This window comes from Micromonospora sp. NPDC023869, from assembly GCF_055559695.1.
This window is the reverse complement of the sequence record NZ_JBVHKD010000004.1, coordinates 12937-33549: the sequence shown is the minus strand read 5'-3', so window position 1 is coordinate 33549 and position 20613 is coordinate 12937. Positions and strand designations below refer to the sequence as shown.

The window sequence follows — 20613 nt, the reverse complement described above, 5'->3', positions numbered from 1 at the left end:
GGCAGAAGAATGAGCGTCGATACAAGTTCCAGGCGAGGCGCGGTCAGGCGGGGGAGCGCGGTGCCGGGACGTGCGGGACGGCGGTCCGCAGGTGGGCCAGGACGACCGGGTCGATGCGGCCGGGCACGAGGCGTTCCTCCAGGTTCTCCATCCCGGCCCAGGCGACCAGGGCGTCCTCCGGCTCGGTCGGGTCGGCCGGGTGCCCGAGCGCGGTGAGGAGTCCGGCCACCTCGGCGGCGAGGGCACCGGCCAGGGTGAGCAGGGTGGCCGGGTCGGGGCGGCTGAACATGCGGGTGTGCAGCGCGAGCAGGCGTTCCAGTTCGGTGATCGGATCGGGGTGGTCGTCGACGCGCAGGTCGATGGCGATGTCGCCGGTGCCGGCGTACCCGCTGCCTGCTCGGACGACGAGCAGGGCGGCGCTCTGCTGGCCGCGTCGGTCACCGCCGGCGATTTGGCCGGCGCGCAGCGCGGCGACCAGGCGGTGCGCGAAGGGTAGGTCGGTGCCGGTGAGCCAGGTGTCGCGGAGGGCGTCGATGACCTCGGGCCCGGTGAGGATGTTGCCCTGGGCGGCCCAGCCGTCGCCGGCCTGGCCACCGGCCCAGTCGCGGCAGTGCGGGCCGGTCCAGGTGGCGCCGGGGCCGGTGGCGGCGACCACACCGAGTTGCCGGTGGTCGCGTTCCGGGTCGGCGGCGACGAGGCCGGCGACGACGTGGGCGGCGGGTACGCCGGTGCGGAGCAGGGCCAGTCCCTGCGGGCGGTAGGCGAGGTTCACGTGGGCCTGGGTGGCGATCGCGCCGAGGTCGGCCTCGGCGGCCGGGACGAGGGCGCCGGCGGCCAGGAAGCGGCTGGCCACGACGATGCCGTGGGTGCGGCCGTCGGGGGAGCGGGCGACGAGCGAGAAGGTCACGACAGCCAGGTTAGCGCTGGTCAGGGCCGTGTTGCCGGTGCCGGACGCCGGGGTGTCAGAAGGGTGGTGCGGCTGGTTCGGGTGCCTTGTTGCGGGCCCGCAGGGAGTCGGTGAGTGCGACCACGCCGAGCACCACGAGGACCAGCACCTGCGAGTAGACCGGCGGGTGGTGTACGGCCAGCGGTACGGCGGCGGTCAGCAGCAGCGCGGAGATCCAGCGGGGTGCGGAGACGCGGTGGAACACCTCGTACTCGAAGCGGGCCCGGCCGAGCAGGAACACCACCGGACCGCCGAGGATCATGACGATCCAGGCGGGTTCGGGGTGGTAGAGCGGGTGTTGGATGGCTAGTTCGTAGCCGACGGCGGTGGCGGTGAGCCCGATCACCATGACCAGGTGGGTGTCGGCGGCCGACCGGCCGATGCCGGCCGGTTGCCGGGCGTGGGCGACCGCCTCGGCGAGGATCTGACCGGCGCGCTGCACGTAGATGCGCCACAGCAGGATCGAGGTGGCCAGTGCCAGCGCGAATGCCACGGTCTGTGACGGTGGGTAGGGGCCGTCGCTGTAGGAGAAGCCGGCGACCAGCACGGTCTCGCCGAGGGCGATGAGGAAGAACTGCTGGTAGCGCTCGGCGAGGTGTTCGCTGGAGATGTCCCAGCGGGAGACCGTGGAGCGGCCCAGCCCGGGTACGGGGTAGCCGTACCGGCCGGAGAGGTATTCCAGGCTCAGCGCGCTGGTCCAGAGGATTACCCGCAGGTTCACCGGCAGTGTCGCGCCGATGATCCACAGCACGCCGGAGGCGGTGAAGGTGATCGCGGTGCGGGCCTTCAGGGCCCGTTCGGGGGTGCCGTAGGCGAGCAGGATCAGTGGGCGGGCGACCTGCGCCACCACGTACGCGACCGCGAAGGCCAGCCCGGTTGCGGTGATCGCCTGGGGGATGGCCACGCCCATCACCATGCTGCAGACCAGGGCGATCATGACGATCAGCTGCACCCCGCCGTGGTATGGGTCGTAGCGGCTGGTCGCCCAGGCGGTGTTCTGCCACAGCGCCCAGAGCGCGAGCAGCAACAGCAGGGTCTTCAGCCCGCCGGTCACCGGGGTCCAGCCGGAGGCGCCTCCGGGTTCCAGTGCCAGGTCCTCGAACGTGCGGGCGGAGATGCGGGTGAGGGCGAAGACGAAGACGAGGTCGAAGAAGAGTTCCAGGAACGTGGCCCGGCCCGGCTGGGACACCGGTTCCAGCCGACCGGCGAAACGCGTCACGGTCGGCCGTCTCGTACGCCGGTCCAGCTCATCCTGCTGTCGTAGCACCGTGCGGGGCAGCTCAGCGGGGTATTCCGGGAAGCCGACCAGATCTTGCTCGGCGGGTGCGGGAGCGGGCACCATCGACCGATGACGACGCGATGGGCAATGACGGTGCCGTTGGGCGCGATCCCGCTCGCCGACCACGCCGCGATGTACGCGGCCCTGGCCGACGCCGGTTTCACCGACGTGTGGTCCGCCGAGGTCAACGGCGCCGACGCGTTCACCCCGCTGGCCCTCGCCGCGGCGTGGCAGCCCCGCCTGCGGCTGGGCACCGCGATCGCGCCGGTGTTCACCCGGGGGCCGGGCCTGCTGGCGATGAGCGCCGCCGCGCTCGCCGACGTCGCTCCCGGCCGGTTCGCCCTCGGCATCGGCGCGTCGTCGCCGGTGGTGGTCACCGACTGGAACGCGGTGGAGTTCACCGAGCCGCTGCGGCGGACCCGGGATGTGCTGGCGTTCCTGCGGGCCGCGTTGCGCGGGGAGACCGTCGACGGGGACTTCGACACCTTCGCCGTCCGCCGTTTCACGCTGGAACGGCCGCCGCTGGTGCCGCCGCCGCTGCTGCTGGCCGCGCTGCGGCCGGGTATGTTGCGGTTGGCCGCCGCCGAGGCCGACGGGGTGATCCTGAACTGGCTGGCCGCCACCGACGTGCCTCGGGCGGTGGCCGAGCTGGGTGAGCGGCGGCCGCAGTTCGACGTGGTCGCGCGGATCTTCGTGTGCCCGACCGAGGACGTCGACTACGCCCGTGCCCTGGGGCGGCGGATGATCACCAGCTATCTGACCGTGCCCGCGTACGCGGCGTTTCACCGCTGGCTCGGCCGCGAGGAGGCGTTGGAGGGCATGTGGCGGGCCTGGGCGGCTGGGGACCGACGTGGCGCGCTGGCGGCGGTGCCGGACGAGGTGGTCGACGCGTTGATCGTGCACGGCTCGCCCGAGCGGTGCCGGGCCCAGGTGCGCCGCTACACCGAGGCCGGGGTGCAGGTGCCGGTGCTGGCGCTGTTGCCCACGCCGGAGGTGCCCGCGGGCGATCCGGCGGCGCTGGCCACGCTGGTGGCCCGGCTCGGCCCCGACGCGGGGGCGGAGGCGGCGTGAACCTCACCGACCGGGTCGCGGTGATCACCGGCGCGGCCGGGGGGATCGGGGCGGCGTTGGCCCGCCGCTTCGCCGCCGAGGGTGCCGCAGCGCTGGTGTTGGCTGACGTCGACGGGGCCGCCGCCGACACCGTCGCGGCGTCGGTCGGTCCGCAGGCGTACGCGGTGACCGTCGACGTCACCGACGAGGAGCAGGTGCGGGCCCTGGTCGCCGACGTGCAGGGCCGCCACGGCCGCATCGACGTGTTCTGCGCCAACGCCGGGGTGACCACCGGCGGGGGAGTGGAGGTCGACACCGCCGTGTGGGAGCGGGCCTGGCAGGTCAACGTGCTGGCGCACGTCTACGCGGCCCGGGCGGTGCTGCCGGCGATGGTGGCCCGGGGCAGCGGCTACCTGCTGCACACCTGCTCGGCGGCGGGGCTGCTGACGGCGGTCGGCGACGCGCCGTACTCGGTGACCAAGCACGCCGCCGTCGGGTTCGCCGAGTGGCTCTCGGTGACCTACCGCGACCAGGGCATCCGGGTCAGTGCCCTGTGCCCGCAGGGTGTGGACACGCCGATGCTGGCCGACGGGCTGGCCGCCGGGCATTTGGGTGCCCGGGTGACGGCGGCCTCCGGTGTGGTGCTCAGCCCGGACGACGTCGCCGCGGCGGCGGTGGCCGGGATGGCCGAGGAGCGGTTCCTGATCCTGCCGCACCCCGAGGTGGCCGACTACGCCCGCCGCCGTGCCGAGGATCCCGACGGCTGGCAGTCCGGGCTGCGCAAACTGGTACGCCGGCTGCGGGCCGCCGACCGGTAGCGCCGTCCGAAGGTCACCGGCGCCAGCGCAGCGGCCCCGGGTGCACCGACCACAGCAGCCGTCGCCACCGGGACCGCCCGGCCCGTAGTCGTCTGGTGTAGGTCCCGGCCGCTCCGGCGGCAACATCGGCCTGCTCCTCGGTGACCGCGCCGGGAGCGAAGCCGACCTGGTTGACCAGCCGCGCCAGGTCGTCGACGGCGACCCAGGCCGGATCCGCCTGCCCGCCCTCGACGTTCCCGGTCACGCCGGTGGCCCCGGCCGTCCCGGTGCCGTCGTCGGACCCGCGTGTGATGTCGGCTCCGAGTTCGGTGTCGGGTCCGCGCGCAGTGTCGGCCCTGAGTTCGGTGTCGGTTCCGGGTTTGGTGTCGGTCAGGGCCTGTCGGGCCCGCGCGGCGACCTCGCTGGCGGACAGGTCGGCGGCCACCGGCTGCCCGGCCAGCCGCAACGCGTCGGTCAGCTCCCGCCAGGCGCCGACGATCCGCTGCCCGGGGTCACCCCGCGACAACCGGTCCCGGGTCTGCGCCCGCCGCAACACCGCCAGCGTGGCCAGCACACCCACCACCACGAGCAGCAGCCCACCAGTGGTGCCGGCGGCCAGCACCGACCTCGGCACCCCACCCGAGTCCTCGGGGCCGCCCGGGGCTGCCTGCGCGGGGGGCGAGGCGGTCGGTTCCAGCGTCGGCTCCGGCTGCTCCGACGGCGGCGGATCCTCCGGCTGCGGCCGGAAATCCTCCTCCACCGGACGGGGCTCCTCGTCGGGGCGGGGCAGCGGATCGAACGACACCCACCCCAACCCCTCGAACAACACCTCCGGCCACGCGTACGCGTCGGCGGCCCGCACCGGCCCGTCACCGGGTGCCGCGAACCCGACCACCACCCGCGTCGGCAATCCCGCCAACCGGCCCAGCACCGCGAAGGAGGCGGCGAACTGCTCCGAGGTGCCGCGCTGCCCACCGGCATTACGCGGCCCGAAGAGGAAGAACCCCAGATTCGGGTACGCGTGACCACTGGGGGCGTCAGCGACCAGCCGATAGTGCTCGGCGAGCCACTGCTCGATCGCCGCCGCCCGCGCGTACGGGGCGCCGTTCTCCTCCACCAACTGGGCGGCCAACCGCCGCAGCTGGTCCGGCACTCCGTCGGCGACGTGCAGCACCCGTGCCACCTCGTCACCGGCCGGTGTGTTCGCGGTGGCCAGCAGGTTCACGTCCGGGCGCTCCCGCGCCGAGGTCACCGTGTACCGCAGTCCGGGGGAGAGCCCGTCGGGACGGATCAGGGTGCCGGTGGCCGGGTCGTACGCCACCCGCGCTCCGGACACCTCGACAGGTGTGGGGACTGCGGGTAGGAGTCGTCCACTGAGTTCACCGACGGTGATGTCCTGTCGGAGGGTGTCCACGGTGGTGTTCGGGGACGGGTCGGGGGCGGGCAGGATCCGTCCGGCGTTGCGGTAGGTGGCGCCGACGCGCCAGGTGACTCCGTCGTAGTCGCTGAGCACCGCCAACCGGATCCGCACCCCCTCCGGCGGCGCGGTGGCGTCGGGCCGCTCGGTGGACACCTGGAACAACTGCTGCTCCGGGTTGAGTGCCCAGCCGGAGATGCGGATCAGCGGGTTCTCGTCCAACGTCTGCACCTGCGGCGGCTCCACGTACCGTCGCGGGTCCACCGGTCGGGTGTCCACCAGTGCCGCCACCGCCGGGCCCAGCGCCGCCGCCATCGCCACCACCACGGCGGTTCCGGCCGCCGAGGTGGCGGCCAACCGGAGTCGCACCCGGGCGCGTACCTCCGGGGCCAGTGCCGCCACCGGGTCGGAGCCGGGGGGTCGGCCGGAGACGGCCAGTCCGAGCGCGGCGACCGCCACCAGCGCCACCGTCGCGCCGATCGCCGGTGCGGCGTTGGGCCCCACCACGTAGACGGCACCGGCGTAGAGCAGCACCGGCGGCAGGTAGCCCAGCAGCACCCGCCCGGCCCGCACCGCCACCTCCGCCCCGGCCAGCCCGGTCAGCCACGCGGCCACCACCGGCAGCAGCACCGTGTCCGGGGTCGGTTCCACCGGGATCATCGCGGTCAGCAACCGGGGGATCGCGTTGCGGGCGGCGTCGCCGACGATCTCCGCGAAACCGCCCGGAAGCTGTGCCCGGCCCGCCGACAGGTGCAGGCACCACGCGGTGTATCCGGCCATCGCCAGCACCGACACCGGCGCCACCAGCCACGACGGCAACCGCCGCGCCACCACACTGACCAGCACCGAGCCGAGCGCCGCACCGGCCACCAGCAGGGTCAGCAGCGTGTCGGCGTACACCCGGCCGAGCACCACCCCGGCCAGCGTGACCATGGTGACCAGGGCCAGCGGCACCGGCACCGCCCGCAGCCGGCTCACCACCGCCGTACCCCGTCCCACTCGGCGGCGAACGCGGCGCCGTCGGCCGCATCGACGACCACCAGCCCGGCCGCGCCCGGCGGCGTCGCCTCCGCCGCGCCGAAGACCCCGACCACCACCGACGGGTACGCCCCACGCAGCGCGCCGACGTGCCCCAGGTCCTCGCGGCCACCCGGGCCGGTCAGGACGACCAGGGTGTCGCCGAGGCGGTCGCGGCGCAGTCGGGCCGTCGCCTGCTGCACCGTGCCCTCGGTGTGGAGTGACACCGCCGCCAACCGGTCCAGCGGCCCCACCGCACCCTTGTCCTCGACGTGCTCCGCTGGTGGTGCGGCGACGAAGAGCAGTACCGCCGGCAGGTCCTCCCGGACGGCGGCGGCCACCACCGACGCCGCCGCCTCACACGCCGACTCGAACGACTCGGCGACCCCGTCCACCCGGTCCGGATGAGCGGCGAGACGGTTGTCCACCAGCACCACGATCCGCGGCAGACTGGTGTCCACGTTCTCCCGCACCATCAGCTCACCCACCCGGGCGCTGGTGCGCCAGTGCACCCGCCGCAACTCGTCGCCGACCACGTACTCCCGCAACGAGTCGAAGGTGATCGAGCCGTGCGGGACGGCGTCGACGCGTCCGTCCAGGCTGCGCCCGGCGCCGGTGGGCACCGCCGACAGCGGATGGATCCGTGGGTGCACCCAGACCGGCACGCTGTCGCCGTAGGAGCGGGCCAGCACCACCAGACCCAGCGGATCACGGCGGGTGACCCGCAGCGGTCCGACCGGCACCACCCCCCGCCGCACCGTCGGCACGTCGTAGCGGACCACGGTGTCCGTCCCGGGACGCAGCCGTAGCACCGGCACCGGCACCACCCGGTCACCGCAGCGGTCGGTAGCCAGCAGGTTCGCCGCCCCCCACCGCCCCGCGTTGCGGACCGTCACCGTCATCGCCGCCGGGTCACCCCGACCCACCCGATCCGGTTCCGCCTCCCGCCGCACCTCTAGGCGAGGCCGACGCGCGGCGGTCACCGTCGCGACCGCGACCGCGCCGCCCGCCGCCACGCCGAGCAGCGTCAACTCCGGGTACGCGAACCGGAAACCGGCACCGGCCAGCACGACCGCAGCCACCAGCAGCCCGATTCCCCGGGCGGTGATCCACACGACAGACGCCCGCCGGTCAGGGAGTCGCCGGGGCGGGCTGCCCCGACGGCAGCGGCACCGGCACCGAGGCGACGGACTGACGCAACACGTCGGCGGCGGTCACGCCACGCACCTGGGCGTCCGGAGTGAGCAGCAGCCGGTGCGCGAACACCGGCTCGGTCAACGTCTTGAGGTCCTCCGGCATGATCCAGCCCCGACCGTCGATCAACGCGTACGCGCACGCCGCCCGCGTCAACGCGATCACCCCACGCGGGCTCACCCCCACCCGCACCTGCGGATGCGTACGCGTGGCCGCCGCCAACCGCACCGCGTAGGCGTACAGCGGCTCGGCGATGTGCACCCGGCGGGCCATCCGCACCATCTCACCGAGGGTGGCGGTGTCGGTGACCGCCGCGAGGGCCTCGGGGGACCGCACCGTCGCCCCGCGCAGCACCTCCACCTCCACCGACTCGTCCGGATACCCCACCGACAACTTCACCAGGAACCGGTCCAACTGCGCCTCCGGCAACCGGTACGTGCCGTCCATCTCCACCGGATTCTGCGTGGCCACCACCAGGAACGGCTGCGGCACCGGATGGCGTACCCCGTCGACGGTGACCGTGCGTTCCTCCATCACCTCCAGCAACGCCGACTGCGTCTTCGGCGACGCCCGGTTGATCTCGTCAGCGATCACGATGTTGGCGAACACCGGCCCCGGATGGAACTCGAACCCCCGGGTCGCCTGGTTGAAGATCGTCACCCCGGACACGTCCGACGGCAACAGGTCCGGCGTGAACTGGATCCGCCGCCACTGCCCCTTCACCGTCGCCGCGATCGCCCGCGCCAACGTCGTCTTACCCACCCCCGGCACGTCCTCCAACAGCACGTGCCCCTGCGCGAACAGGGCAGTCAGCGCCAGCCGCACCACCTGCGGCTTACCGAGCACCACCGAGTTGACGTTCTCGGCCAGCCGCGCGGCGAGGGCGGCGAAACCCTGCACCTCCTGCTGGGTGAGCGGTTCGTGGCTGTTCACGGTGGTGCTCCTCGGCCGAATTGGATCAGCAGGTGGGCAGGACGGCGATGTCGTCCCCACCCTCCAGGTTGAGCCAGGCCCAGGGGATGTAGTTGCGTCCGCTGTACTCGACCTGCACCCACCAGGTGCTGCGCTTGTCGTTGTTGTAGATGTAGGCGTACACCTCTTCGCCCCGCACCCGGCAGTACGCCTTCAACCGGTTCCCCGGCCGCGCCCACCCGACCTGCCGGTCGTTGTCCTGCCGCGGCACCGAGAAGATCTCGTTGCCGTTGCGGCCGTCCCGGTCCCGATCGCAGTATGTCCGCTGCTCGGGCTCCGGACCGTTGTTGCAGGTGGCGATCCCGAACAACGCCTCCGTCTCCTGCGCCCGACGGGCCGTACCCTCACCGGCCGCGTTCGTCGCCGTCACCGTGAACGTGTAGTCCGTCCCCGGCGACAGGCCGTTCATCGTGATGCGGGAACAGGGACCACTGCGCGCCGTCTGACCCGACCGGGCCAGGGTGCACGTCGCCTGCCCACCACCGGCGTCCACGGTGAACGTCACCGTCGCCGACGTCGCGGTCGCCGACGACCCGGTCACCGTCACCCGGGGCGGTGCCACCGTCCGCGCCGTCGTCGTGGCCTGCGGACCCTCACCGGCCTCGTTGACCGCTCGCACCCGCACCGTCACGTTCTGCCCGTCACCCAGGTCACTGACCGTGGTCTGCGTGTCGGTCACCTCGGTACGCCGCTCACCGACCTCCACCACGTACCCGGTCACCGGCCGACCGTTGGCCGCCGCCGGTGCCCACTGCACCGACACCGTCCCCGACCGGTCCCCGACCGTGCCGGCCCGCAACTCCAGCGGCTCACCCGGCACCGTGAACGGCACCACCGTCTCGCTGACCGGCGACGACTCCGACGCCGCACCCTTGTCGTTGACCGCCACCACCGTGAACGCGTACTGCGTGCCGTACTCCAGCTCACCGGCCTTGACCACCAGCTCCTCACCGGTCGCCTCACCGACCGGGGCGTTGGTCCCCGCCGACATCGCCGTCACCGCGTACCGGGCGATCCGGTTGCCCTGCCCGTTCGCCGCAGGCCAACTCACCACCACCGTGCCGTCCGCGCGGGCCCGCGCCGACACACTGGCCGGCGCGTCCGGCACCGCCGCCGTCGGCGTCACCGGATTACTGGTCCGCGTCGGACCGGCACCCTCGGCGTTGACCGCGTGCACCGTGAACCGGTACGTCTCCCCGTTGGTCAACTCCTTGATCTGCACCGACCGCTGGTTCGCGCCCACCTCACGACGCTGCCCGGCACCCTCCACCACATACCGGATGATCTCCGCGCCGTTGGCCGGCGCCGGCCGCCAACTCACCCGCGCCTGCGCGTTCCCGGCCGCCGCGCTCACGTTGCGCGGCGCACCCGGCTTGCCCACCTGCGGCTTCTTGGGCGGCGGAGGCGGCGGCGGAGGCTCCGCCGGCGGATCACCACCGAGCACGTCATTGGCGTACTTGTCGACCTCCCGCACCAGGTGCGAATCGTCCACCACCCGGGCCGTCGCCGCCTCCGGCGCGTTGATGAACAGGTGGTTCTCCCGCACCTCCAGGTCCAGCGGCCCCCGCCACCGACCCCGGATCGTGTCCACCAGCGTGCCCGCCGCGTCGAACGCGTACACCGTGCCCGACGCCTCGTCCGCACAGTAGAACCGGCCCGCCCAGGCCACCGCCGGACTCAACCGGTCACCCTCACCCGGCACCGTGAACGAGCGCACCTCACCGGCATCGGTGATCGCGTGCACCTGCCGCTGCCCGGCCACCGTCACCGGCACCACCGGCCCACTCGTACGCACCGGCATCATGCCCGGCCCAGTCAACGTCTGCGCCAACGCGGTCCGCCGCGTCTCACCCCGCACCACCGTCACCAACGCCCCGGCCGTCCGGTCCAGCACCGCCACACCGTCGTCCAGCGTGGAGACCACCAACTCGTGACTGGGCCCCGCCACGTCGTACGTCTCCACCCGCTGCGGCCCCACCTGCGCGTCGCCGGCCGACTTCGACGGCAGCACCGCCGGGGTGATCGCCGAGACCGTGCCCTCCGCCGGCACCGCGATCCACAACCGACCCTTACCGTCGAACGCGCCACCGGTGATCCCCGGCGGATACCGCACCGGCTCACCCACCGGCGCCAACGACCGCGGATCCAACTGGCGCACCACACCCTGCACCGCGTCCACCACGAACGCCGCGTCCTCGTGCAACGCCACACTCACACCCAGCCCCGGTGCGGTCGGCGTGGTCGCCGTGATCTGCAACGTCGCCAGGTCCAACGCACTGATCTGACCGGTGTGCAGATCCCGCAGCACCAACACCCGGTCCGTCTGCGTCACCTGCATCGGATGCCGTCGACCCGCCGGCACCTCCACCCGGGTGTCCACCCGCGCGGTCACCCCGTTGACCCGCGCCAACTCACTGCGCGCCGAACTCCACAACCACGAACTCGCGTCGAAACTGGCCACCGCGTTGTCCGCCGACCCCAGACCCAGCACGGTCAGACCCATCGCCGCCAGCAACGCCAGCACCGTCCCCACAGTGACCAGACCACCGCGCATCCGCGACCGGGATCGGGCGGTACGGGTCGGAACGGCCTCGTCGGTGCTCGCCACAACCGGCTGCCTCTCGTATCGTCTTGGCCGGTGGCGCCCCCAGACGGCGACCCCTCCCCTGAACCGGGAGCCATCATATGGTCACGCCACGCACCCCGGGAACCCATGCTGTCCGCCGATGAACACCCAGCGTGGCGTGTCGTCGGCGTGTCCCGCCCCGACTGTCCCACCAGGACCCGCCGGACCCGCCGACCGCGAGCAACGCTCAGTTCTGACCCGCGCCCGACTCCCGCGTCGTACACACCTGACTGGACGTCGCGAACTCGTTCGTCCCGTACACCGCCAACACCGTAAAGCAGTAGTCCACTCGCGAATTCAACCCGTTCACCGTGTAACTGGTCTGCCCCTGACCCACCGTGGCCAGCACCCCCAACGCCTGCCCGGCCCGCCCACCAGCCACCATGAACGGCACCAACCCGTCCGACGGATCCGTCCACGTCAACCTGATCGTGGCCGCATCATCGCGCAACTCCAACCCCGTCGGCGGCGGACCCGGATCCGCCGCCGACGACTCGACCGGCGCCGTCGGCGACGCCGCCCGCCGATCGTTCATGACCAACACTCCGAGCCCGATCACCGCGACCACCGCCACCACCACGGCCACGATCGCCACCACGATCGCCGCCCGATTGCGCCCCGACCCCGACTGCGCCACCGGGAACGCCATGCCCCCCGCCGACGCGGACTGCCCCGCACCCGGCTGCCCCCAGGCCTGCGGCGGGTACGCGGCGCTCTGCCCTGGTGGGTACGTCGCGTGCCCGGCCGGGTCGTACTGCTGCTGCCCGGCGGCTGCCTGCGGATGCTGCTGGTGCGGGTACTGGTAAGGCTGATGCTGGGTGGGTTCGCCTCCAGAACCGTAACCAGCCGTGCCTGCCGTCGGCGCGGCGTTGGTACCCGGGTATCCGGGCGGCCCGTAGCCCGCCGGGCTCCCGGCCGGAGGGCCGCTTGCCGGGGCGTACCCGGGTCCGCTGGCCGGTGGACTGCTGGCGGGAGCCCATCCGGGTCCGCTGATCGGTGGGCTGCTGCTGGGGGAATGGCTCAGGCCGTGGGCCGGCAGGCTGCTGGCGGAAGCGAACCCCGGCCCGCTCGCCGGAATGCTGCTGGTCGGGGCGTACCCGGGGCCACTTGCTGGCGGACTACTGGTCGGGGCGTATCCGGGCCCACCTGCCGGTGGACTGCTGGTCGGGGCGTAACCCGGCGGGCCGCTGGCGGGTACGTGGCCGGGCGGGCCGCTGACGGGGCCAGGGGCAGTCGATCCGCCGGTCGCCGGGTAACCGGTCTGCGGGTACCCCGACTGCTCGACAGCGGGGGTATGGCTGAAGGGTCCGCCAGGTGGCGGGTAGGCCGGTGCTCCGCTGGCCGGGGGGTAGCCAGGTGAGCCACCGGTCGCCGGATAGTCGGACGGTGAATGGCCGGCTGGTCCGTGGGCCGTTCCGTCGCCGGTCGTCCCACTGATGCTCGGGTATCCGGGCGGTCCGCTGACGGGCGGATGACCGGGGGGCGCGGAGCTGAGCGACGGGTAACCGGTCGGTCCGCTGGTCGGACCCGGCTGGGGCAGCGGCGCGGTCAGATCCTGCGGCCCGGACGTCGGGCTCGTGGCGGGCATGCCGGGGAGTGCCGGCGGCTGATGGGTCGAACCGGGATATGGGGGAGGAGGCGGCGCGCCCACGGGTGCCCAACTGCTCGGCCCGCCGCTGGTGGGTGGCGCGCTGACAGGTGGCGCACCAGCCGACGGCGTACTCGTCGGCGGCGCACTGCTCGGCGAGGTGCTCACCGGTGGCGGGATGACCGGGAGCACGCTGGTCGGCGCCGCGCTCGTCGGTGGTCCACTGATCGGTGGTGCGCTGATCGACGGACTGCTGTTCGGTGGTCCGCTCACCGGTGGAGCGCTGATCTGCGGATTGTTGCTCGGCGGTCCGCCGGTGAACGGACTGTTCGTCTGGACCGCACTCGTCGGTGGTGAGGAGGGTCCGCTGGCTGGCGCTCCACTCACCGGGGCGTCGCTCGGCGGAGCGTCGTCCGGGTGCGCCTCCAAGGCTGGCGAAGCGGTCTCGGGGGAGCGGCGAGCCCGTGCTGCCTCCTCGGCCAACAGCGGGCCGATCTGCTGAACCCGAACGGTCGGGCGCGTCCACTGCGGCCCACCGGGCGAGCCGTTCCCGTCCAGCGTCGCCTGCCCGTCGGGCGACGTCTGCCCATCGGGTTGCCTCTGCCCGTCGGGCGACCTCTCCTTGTCCGACGGCCCCGGCCCGACCGGCGTCCTCGGCTCGGCCGAGCCCTCGGCAAGGGCCGAATTGTCGGCCTCGCCTGACGACGCCGTTGACGCCGGTGCGGTTGCCGCCGCTCCCGGTTCGGTTGGCGCCGCCGACTTGCTCGACGGGGCCGAGTCGGCATCGTCCGGCGTCGAGGCATCGAATGCCGGCGGTATCCGGAGAAGGCTCGTCTCCTCGTCGGCCTCGACGGGCGCAAGGCGCGCCGTCGGTGCGGCGGACGGTGCCGGGTGAGCAGCGGTGGGCGGTACCGGCGGTGGTGGAACCTCGCTCTCGCGAACCGGCAGCCTCAGCGCGATGGTCGGCTCGGCTGCCTCCGGCGACGCGACCGGGAGAGCAGACTGGTCGTGGAGGGCCGTCCGGGCCAGCGGCACCGTCGGAGGCTCCGGCACGACCGGAGGCGGCGGAATGCGCGGCGGTGCAGGCACGACCGGCGGTGCCGGCGGCACGCCAGGGGCATGCGAGCCCGGTACGGTGCGAGGGTGCGGCACGGCCGGTGCCGGTGGTGCCGAGGCCGGAGCGGACGAGGCAGCGGCACCCTCACCGAACGGGGACGTCGACTGGCGGAAGGACCCGGCGGCGGTCGACGCGTCGTGCGGCTTCCAGGCGGTCGACAGCACCGCGAGCGAGATCGTCGGCTCGTTCAGGACCCCGTGCGCCGGCGTGGGTGCCGGTTCCGGCTGGCGAGGAGCGGGCACCGCCGGCTGCGGAGCCGGAGCGGCGTCGCCGAGATAGTCGCGCGCCGTGCGTACCGCCGGATGGTCGGCACCGAGCACCGCGGGGCCGGCAGCGGCCACGCGGGTGTAGTTACGTCGCGCCTCGTGGCGGTTGCCCAGCTCGTCCGCGACGGACCCCAGCTCGAAGGCCAACGCCAACATCAACGGGTCGGCGTGCGGCCACCGCCGCTCCCCGGCCGCGAACGCCTCCTCCAACACCCGTCGCGCCGCGCTCGGATCGTCGGCCTCCCGGTGCAACCTGGCCAACAGGTGCGCGGTGCTCAGCGCGTCCGGATGATCCTTGCCGAGCGACGGCGGCACGGACTCGACCACGTCGGTCAGCAGCTCACGGGCGGCGGCGAGGTTGCCCGCGCCGCGCAGCGCCAGAGCCCGCTGCTGGGCGACGGCCAGGGGAGAAGCTTGGGACACACCGCCATGCTGCCGGGTACGGGCACCGTGACGCCAGCCGGACCCGCACCGGCGGCCCCGCCAGGGCTGGTCAGATCGGCCGGAATCGGTCGCGGGATGCTGATGTGCATGATCCACCGGCGGCGTGTACAGTAACTCCCCGTGCGGCCCGCTCGGCGGCCTCCTGGTGATGGATCACCGAGGTCGACACGGTAGGCTGGGCAGAGCAAGTCCGGGTGGCGGAATGGCAGACGCGCTAGCTTGAGGTGCTAGTGCCCGTATAGGGCGTGGGGGTTCAAGTCCCCCCTCGGACACATCATTACCACATATCGATCATGAGTTGATCGGGTTGGATCTTCCTGTTGTCAGTGTGCAGTTCTCGTGATCGCATACAACGGTGATCTTGTTTCTGTGTAGGAACGCGGCGAGTTCGTGTGGGCGCCAGGCGTCGAGGGCGAGGCCGGGGTGGTCGGCGAGTCTCGCTATGATGTTGTCTTCTCTGATGTAGAAGATCTTGTGCCGGTGGTCGGTGGGGCGTTGGGTGCTGGTGCGGCCGTGGCGGCATCGGTAGCCGGGACGTTGATTGACCCAGTGCGATTCCATCTTTCGGCCGCATGCTCCGCAGTGCAGTAGGCCGGTGAACAGATAGCTTCGCATGGTCCCGTCGTCCGCGGTGCGGTGGCAGCGGACGGCCTGGGTGGCGACGAAGTGCTGCTCGCTGACCAACGGGGTGTGGGCCCGTTGCTTGGAGACCACCCAGTCCGTGGTCGGGTTCCGTCGAGTGGGTTCTCGCTGCAGGCGGCTGCTGTCGGTGTGCGCGGGTTGTCGGTTCCAGACCTGCCGGCCGGTGTAGCGGGGGTTGCTGAGGATCGCCGCGACCGTTCGCAGGGTCCACTGGTCGCCCCTGCGGTGGGGGTTGCGGTCGCGATCGACGCCCGACGGGCAGGGTGTGCCGGCGTCGTTGAGGCCACGTGCGATGCTGGCGAGACTCCGGCCGGCCAGGCGTTGGGCGAACATCCACCGCACGTGTCCGGCCGTGGCCGGATCTGGTTCGAGGCGCCGAAGCCGGCGACCCCAGCGGGCGTGCGCTGCGTTCGGATGAGGACCGGCGTCAACGAGCCGGTAGCCGTAGGGCGGCCTGCCACCGAGGTACCGCCCCTGCTCCCGCGCTTGGGCCCGCATCGCCATGATGACCCGGAACCGGGCGCGCTGCACCTCACGTTTCGACTGGGCGCCCAGCATCATGATCAGCGCTTGGTGGGTGGGGTCGTGGTGGTCGACCGGCCCGTCCGTCTCCGGCAGCCACAGCTGCACACCGTGCTGTTCGAGCACGGGTGCCAGGTGCTGCAGTTGGTTGGCGGAGAACGCCCGTTCGTACTCGCCGACCACGATCGCGTCAAACCCGCGGTCTGGGTCGTCGAGCGCGGCCAGCAGTGCGGCGGCCCTCGGACGCTGCCGCCAGCCGCGGCGGCGAGAGCAGCCGACGTCGAAGTATTCGGTGACGATCATCCCGTGCCCATCGACAAGCTCGGTGGCGCAGTTCCGCTGCCAGTGCCGGGACGTCACCCGGTCCTGGTGCTCGACGGTCGACATCCGGCCGTAGAACGCAAATCGCAGACCACACCGCCGCTGGGCGGATGGTGGCGGACCGCTTTGCGGCTGGCTGTTGAGCCACTGGGTCAGGGGATCCTCGAGATCGTCACTCTGCTTGCCCGACACCCGACATTTCTACGAAGGACCTTCGCGGTCGAGTCGGACAAGTAGTCCGCTTGCGCCTGTCGGGCTGGGAGGGCTCGGAGTCCAGTGCCAGGTTTCAGCTGAACGCTGAGGCTGCTCGGTGGCGGTGGCGGTGGCGGTGGCGGTGGCGGTGGTGTGGCAGGCGTGGCGTGGTCCTCGGGCCTCTTGCCCTACCACGGCTTCGGTCGAGTGGCGGAAGCGAGGAAGTGGCAGCGACCGAGATCCTCCTAGGATGGTTAGAGGGTGTGCGCCGCGCCTAATGGCGGCCGACAGTAGGGGGAGGTCGCGCACCGGCCGTCGTCGTGTGCCGCGATCGGGATCGCCCTTTATGGAAGGAGGACGATCTCGGCCTGTGGGCCGGCGTCGCTGGTGTGGCGGGACGCTCTGAACAAGCGTGGTCACCGACCAGCGCCTCTGTGGGATGAAGGATTCGTTCTTTCTGGTCTGCGACTGCCTGAAGGGGGCTGCCGGGGGGTTCCGACGAACGCGTGGCCCAGAGCGGGGCGTAACGGGTGTGATCCATTCGATCCGGGTCACGTCCTGCCTGATCTCGTGCCTTCCGGGTCGAACTCCAACGGCGAGGACGGCTTCCTGAAAAGGAGGCGGACGATCGTCGTTTCATGACGCGTGCGTTGTCCCTACGCACGCGTGATGTTCTGCTCGACGACCGGGGCGTATGGCTGCCGCGTGGGTCCTGCCCACGGGGCTGGGCGTATCGAACTTGTCGAGACTGGCCGAGCGGCAGGCCCCCGGGATGGGTGCCCCTGCCTCACTCAGGGGCGAAGGCCCTGCAGGAGTGCGCCGTGCAGGACGGCGGAGGGGTCGGCGCCGAGGTCGAGTCGGTCGGGTGTGATGTCGGCGCGGATGAGGAGGTCGCCGATGGCGGCGATCATGGCGCCGTTGTCGGTGCAGAGTCGTGATGACGGTACGCGTAGCCGGATGCCGGCGGCGGCGCAGCGGTGTTCGGCGAGGTGCCGTACCCGGCTGTTGGCGGCGACCCCGCCGACGAGCAGCAACGTGTCGGCCTGGTGGTCGCGGCAGGCCGCCAGAGCCTTGCGGGTGACGGTGTCCGCGACGGCTTCCTGGAACGACGCGGCGACGTCGGCGACGGGCACCGCCCGGCCGTCGCACTTCTCCACCCAGCGCGCCACGGCGGTCTTGAGGCCGGAGAAGGAGAACCGGTAGGGCGGGTCCTGGGGGCCGGTCATCGGTCGGGGGAAGGCGATGGCGGTGGGGTTGCCGTCGCGGGCGATACGGTCGATGGCGGGTCCGCCGGGGTAGGGCAGGCCGAGCAGGCGGGCGACTTTGTCGAAGGCTTCTCCGGCGGCGTCGTCGACGGTGTCGCCGAGATGGACGACGGGATCCCGGGCGAGGTCGCCGAGGAGCAGGAGTGAGGTGTGCCCACCGGAGACGATCAACGCGACGCAGCGGTCCGGGAGTGGACCGTGTTCGAGGACGTCGACGGCGGCGTGGCCGGCGAGGTGGTGCACACCGTAGAGAGGGACGCCGAGGCTGAGGGCGTAGGCCTTGCCGGCGGCGAGGCCGACCTGGACGGCGGTGGCGAGGCCGGGACCGGCGGTGGCGGCGACGGCGTCGATGTCGGCGAAGCCGATGCCGGCGCGGTCGAGGGCGTGGCGGACCATGGGGGTGACGGCGTGCAGGTGGGCGCGGGCGGCGATCTCGGGGACGACGCCGCCGAAGCGGGCGTGTTCGTCCATGCTGGTGGCGAGGGCGTCGCCGAGCAGGACACCGTCGGCGACGATGCCCACGCCGGTCTCGTCGCAGGAGGTTTCGATGCCCAGGACGACCGGCATCGTCAGCCGTCCTGGCTGGTGCCCACGCCGACGCCGGGATGTTCGGCGCTGGCGGCCAGGATGCGTTTGCGGAGTTTGGTGGGGAGCCGGTCGACGTAGGCGAGGCCGTCGAGGTGGTCGACTTCGTGTTGGAAGCAGCGGGCGAGGGTGCCGGTGCCGTCCAGCCGGATCTGGTGACCGTGGACGTCGTAGCCGGTGACGGTGGCGGTGGCGCATCGGGCCAGTTCGGCGTGCTGGCCTGGGACGGAGAGGCAGCCTTCGGTGTCGGTCACCAGGTCGCGGTGTTCGGGTAGGTGCAGGACCGGGTTGACGACGGTGGCGACGGTGTGGGCGCCGGTGGCGTCGGGGCAGTCGACGACGAAGATCCGGGCGTCGACGCCGATCTGGTTGGCGGCCAGGCCGACGCCGTGGGCGGCGTACATGCTGGCGAACATGTCGGCGACGAGGTGGGTGAGGGCGTCGTCGAAGTCGGTCACCTCGGCGCAGCGGCGGTGCAGTACGGGTGTGCCGTAGCGGGTGATGGGGCGTGGGGTGCCGGTCGAGGTCTGCACAGTCACCCATCTTATGCAGTTGCCAATCTTTTGCAGTAAGTGATGTCGAGGCGGTGGTCAGGGCTGGGCGGCGCGGTGTCTGGCGCGGTGGGCGCGGACGTGGTGGCGGGTGGCGCACCGGTCGGAGCAGAACCGGCGGCATCGGTTCCTGCTGTCGTCGAGGAACGCGGTCGGGCACCGTGGTTCCGCGCAGACGCCGAGCCGGTCGATGCCCCGTTCACACAGCCAGACGGAGAGTCCCCACACGGCGGCGGCGACGTACTCGACCGAGCGCGGAGTGCCGGGTGTGGCGACGTGCATGTGCCAGTCGATCGCCGAGGTGCCGGAGATCATCGGTCGGACCCGGTGCCGGGCCAGCAGCGCGTTGAGTTCGTCCACCGCCTCCTGCCCACCGCCTGCCGTGGCGCTCTGGAACACCTGACGCAGGCGATGTCCGACCTCCCGCAGCGTGTGCAGGTCGGTGTCCACGACGTCGGGGAGTGGGGGATGGTCGGCCAGCAGCGTCCGCGCGTCGGTGAGATCGTCGAGCCGCGCGTTGGCCAGTGCCGCCGCCCGCAGGGCCAGTCGGTAGCTGTCGGCCAGCCCGCTGCGGTTGCCCGTGCCGGCGCTGCGGGCACGGGACGGGCGCGGTGGTCCCATCGCCGCCGGGGCCGACCGTGGGCCGACGGCTTGGGCCCTTATCGGGTCGCTGCCCGGCACCCCGCGCACCGCCCGTAGACGACGACACCACTGGGCTGGCCGGGCGTGTCCGGGTCGATCCCGACGGCGCGTGCGGCGGCGATGCTCGCGTCGACCGCCTCGGCCGGCAACTGCCGCATGTCGCCGCAGGTGCCGCAGACGGCGTGGTGATGGGCGTCGTCGGCGAGCCCGAACGTGGTCGTCCTGCCGACCGGCACGGTGTGGGCGATGCCCAGGTCGACCAGTTGCCGCAGCACCCGGTGGACCGTCGACAGTTCCACGGCCACACCACGGGCGAGAAGCGCGTGGTGCAGCTCGGTGACGGTGAGGTGCCCTCGATCACCGACCGCGTGGGCGAGTTGGTCGAGCACTCCTCGCCGGGCAGCGGTGTTACGCAGGCCGGCGTGACGCAGCCGCCGCACGGCGGCGTTCACCCGGTCGGTCTCCGATGTGGTCAACCGTCCCTCCTCGCCGCGCCGACACCGATTCTATTGCAAGATAGTGGCAAGAGCATAAGCTTGGCAGCAATCCTGGAGGAGTTCTCATGGCTGTCTACAACCTGCCCGACATGCCCTACGACTACGGCGCTCTGGAGCCGGCGATGTCGGGGCAGATCCTGGAGTTGCACCACAGCAAGCACCACGCCGCGTACGTCAAGGGGGCCAACGACGGTCTGGAGCAGCTCGCCGAGGCCCGCGCCAAGGGCGACTTCTCGACGCTGGTCGGTCTGGAGAAGACGTACGCGTTCAACCTGTCGGGGCACGTCCTGCACACGATCTTCTGGGGCAACCTGTCGCCGGACGGCGGTGACCGCCCCGACGGTGAGCTGGCGGCGGCGATCGAGGAGCACTTCGGCTCGTTCGAGGCGTTCGCCGGCCAGTTGTCGGCGGCGACCAAGGGTGTCCAGGGCTCCGGCTGGGGTGTCCTGGCCTGGGAGCCACTCGGGCAGCGGCTGATCGTGGAGCAGGTCTACGACCACCACGGCAACGTCGGGCAGGGCACCACCCCGCTGCTGGTCTTCGACGCCTGGGAGCACGCCTACTACCTGCAGTACAAGAATGTCCGGCCGGACTACGTGGACCGGCTGTGGAACCTGGTGAACTGGTCGGACGTGATCGCCCGCTTCGACGCCGCCCGCGCCGCCACGCCGAAGATCTGACCG

General features: G+C 72.3%; 16 protein-coding genes, 1 tRNA gene and 1 pseudogene. 5 read left to right on the top strand and 13 right to left on the bottom strand.

Annotated elements, in window-relative coordinates; all coding sequences use genetic code 11:
- Positions 1-43 precede the first annotated feature (43 nt).
- Positions 44-907 (bottom strand): DUF1028 domain-containing protein, encoded by an 864-nt coding sequence (locus tag ACZ31C_RS13490; RefSeq protein WP_465795516.1) that lies wholly within the window; start codon positions 905-907, stop codon positions 44-46.
- A gap of 55 nt (positions 908-962) precedes the next feature.
- Entirely contained in the window at positions 963-2288 is a 1326-nt protein-coding gene (locus tag ACZ31C_RS13485; RefSeq protein WP_465795515.1) for a low temperature requirement protein A, read from the bottom strand.
- Positions 2289-2312: 24 nt separating this feature from the next.
- On the opposite strand from ACZ31C_RS13485, the gene ACZ31C_RS13480 reads away from it, so the two are divergent.
- Complete coding sequence (locus ACZ31C_RS13480; protein ID WP_396749728.1) at positions 2313-3296, top strand: LLM class F420-dependent oxidoreductase; 984 nt, start codon at positions 2313-2315, stop codon at positions 3294-3296.
- The gene (locus tag ACZ31C_RS13475) at positions 3293-4093 is read left to right on the top strand and encodes an SDR family oxidoreductase (protein ID WP_396749447.1); all 801 of its coding nucleotides are present in this window, start codon (positions 3293-3295) and stop codon (positions 4091-4093) included. The genes ACZ31C_RS13480 and ACZ31C_RS13475 overlap by 4 nt, the downstream gene beginning before the upstream one ends.
- Positions 4094-4106: 13 nt before the next feature.
- Here the strand turns inward: ACZ31C_RS13475 and ACZ31C_RS13470 are convergent, their stop codons facing one another.
- The 5 genes from ACZ31C_RS13470 to ACZ31C_RS13450 all read right to left on the bottom strand — a co-directional run bounded on the left by ACZ31C_RS13470 (position 4107) and on the right by ACZ31C_RS13450 (position 11947).
- The gene (locus tag ACZ31C_RS13470) at positions 4107-6422 is read right to left on the bottom strand and encodes a transglutaminase TgpA family protein (RefSeq protein WP_465795937.1); all 2316 of its coding nucleotides are present in this window, start codon (positions 6420-6422) and stop codon (positions 4107-4109) included.
- 41 nt (positions 6423-6463) lie between these two features.
- Entirely contained in the window at positions 6464-7621 is a 1158-nt protein-coding gene (locus ACZ31C_RS13465; protein ID WP_465795514.1) for a DUF58 domain-containing protein, read from the bottom strand.
- A 16-nt stretch (positions 7622-7637) separates the two neighbouring features.
- Positions 7638-8633 (bottom strand): AAA family ATPase, encoded by a 996-nt coding sequence (locus ACZ31C_RS13460; RefSeq protein WP_396749443.1) that lies wholly within the window; start codon positions 8631-8633, stop codon positions 7638-7640.
- A 25-nt stretch (positions 8634-8658) separates the two neighbouring features.
- Complete coding sequence (locus tag ACZ31C_RS13455; protein WP_465795936.1) at positions 8659-11226, bottom strand: fibronectin type III domain-containing protein; 2568 nt, start codon at positions 11224-11226, stop codon at positions 8659-8661.
- A gap of 259 nt (positions 11227-11485) precedes the next feature.
- Complete coding sequence (locus ACZ31C_RS13450) at positions 11486-11947, bottom strand: fibronectin type III domain-containing protein (RefSeq protein WP_465795935.1); 462 nt, start codon at positions 11945-11947, stop codon at positions 11486-11488.
- A 1030-nt stretch (positions 11948-12977) separates the two neighbouring features.
- Here ACZ31C_RS13450 and ACZ31C_RS13445 point away from each other — a divergent pair.
- Entirely contained in the window at positions 12978-13388 is a 411-nt protein-coding gene (locus tag ACZ31C_RS13445) for a hypothetical protein (protein ID WP_465795957.1), read from the top strand.
- A gap of 865 nt (positions 13389-14253) precedes the next feature.
- On the opposite strand, the pseudogene ACZ31C_RS13440 reads toward ACZ31C_RS13445, so the two are convergent.
- Positions 14254-14692 (bottom strand): annotated as a pseudogene (locus ACZ31C_RS13440) (tetratricopeptide repeat protein); the annotation flags it as partial.
- Between the two features lie 209 nt (positions 14693-14901).
- Here ACZ31C_RS13440 and ACZ31C_RS13435 point away from each other — a divergent pair.
- A tRNA-Leu gene (locus ACZ31C_RS13435) sits at positions 14902-14985 on the top strand.
- Positions 14986-15004: 19 nt separating this feature from the next.
- Here the strand turns inward: ACZ31C_RS13435 and ACZ31C_RS13430 are convergent.
- The 5 genes from ACZ31C_RS13430 to ACZ31C_RS13410 all read right to left on the bottom strand — a co-directional run bounded on the left by ACZ31C_RS13430 (position 15005) and on the right by ACZ31C_RS13410 (position 19909).
- The gene (locus tag ACZ31C_RS13430) at positions 15005-16390 is read right to left on the bottom strand and encodes a recombinase family protein (RefSeq protein WP_465795513.1); all 1386 of its coding nucleotides are present in this window, start codon (positions 16388-16390) and stop codon (positions 15005-15007) included.
- Positions 16391-17181: 791 nt separating this feature from the next.
- Entirely contained in the window at positions 17182-18222 is a 1041-nt protein-coding gene (gene tsaD, locus ACZ31C_RS13425; protein WP_465795512.1) for a tRNA (adenosine(37)-N6)-threonylcarbamoyltransferase complex transferase subunit TsaD, read from the bottom strand.
- A 2-nt stretch (positions 18223-18224) separates the two neighbouring features.
- Positions 18225-18779: a peptide deformylase gene (def, locus tag ACZ31C_RS13420; protein WP_465795511.1), complete on the bottom strand. Its 555-nt coding sequence runs from the start codon at positions 18777-18779 to the stop codon at positions 18225-18227.
- A gap of 51 nt (positions 18780-18830) precedes the next feature.
- Positions 18831-19412 (bottom strand): CGNR zinc finger domain-containing protein, encoded by a 582-nt coding sequence (locus tag ACZ31C_RS13415; RefSeq protein ID WP_465795510.1) that lies wholly within the window; start codon positions 19410-19412, stop codon positions 18831-18833.
- 38 nt (positions 19413-19450) lie between these two features.
- Positions 19451-19909, bottom strand: a complete 459-nt coding sequence (locus tag ACZ31C_RS13410; protein ID WP_465795509.1) for a Fur family transcriptional regulator — start codon at positions 19907-19909, stop codon at positions 19451-19453.
- An 86-nt stretch (positions 19910-19995) separates the two neighbouring features.
- Here ACZ31C_RS13410 and ACZ31C_RS13405 point away from each other — a divergent pair, with 86 nt between their 5' ends.
- A complete protein-coding gene (locus ACZ31C_RS13405) occupies positions 19996-20610 on the top strand; it encodes a superoxide dismutase (RefSeq protein WP_465795508.1) in 615 nt (204 codons plus the stop codon).
- Positions 20611-20613 lie beyond the last annotated feature (3 nt).

Bases quoted from the DNA above. Each gene is read 5' to 3' on its own strand.
- ACZ31C_RS13485 (WP_465795515.1), bottom strand. From the start codon at position 2,288: ATGGTGCCCGCTCCCGCACCCGCCGAGCAAGATCTGGTCGGCTTCCCG.
- ACZ31C_RS13480 (WP_396749728.1), top strand. From the start codon at position 2,313: ATGACGGTGCCGTTGGGCGCGATCCCGCTCGCCGACCACGCCGCGATG.
- ACZ31C_RS13470 (WP_465795937.1), bottom strand. From the start codon at position 6,422: ATGGTCACGCTGGCCGGGGTGGTGCTCGGCCGGGTGTACGCCGACACG.
- ACZ31C_RS13455 (WP_465795936.1), bottom strand. From the start codon at position 11,226: ATGCGCGGTGGTCTGGTCACTGTGGGGACGGTGCTGGCGTTGCTGGCG.
- ACZ31C_RS13450 (WP_465795935.1), bottom strand. From the start codon at position 11,947: ATGGCGTTCCCGGTGGCGCAGTCGGGGTCGGGGCGCAATCGGGCGGCG.
- tsaD (WP_465795512.1), bottom strand. From the start codon at position 18,222: ATGCCGGTCGTCCTGGGCATCGAAACCTCCTGCGACGAGACCGGCGTG.
- ACZ31C_RS13415 (WP_465795510.1), bottom strand. From the start codon at position 19,412: ATGGGACCACCGCGCCCGTCCCGTGCCCGCAGCGCCGGCACGGGCAAC.
- ACZ31C_RS13405 (WP_465795508.1), top strand. From the start codon at position 19,996: ATGGCTGTCTACAACCTGCCCGACATGCCCTACGACTACGGCGCTCTG.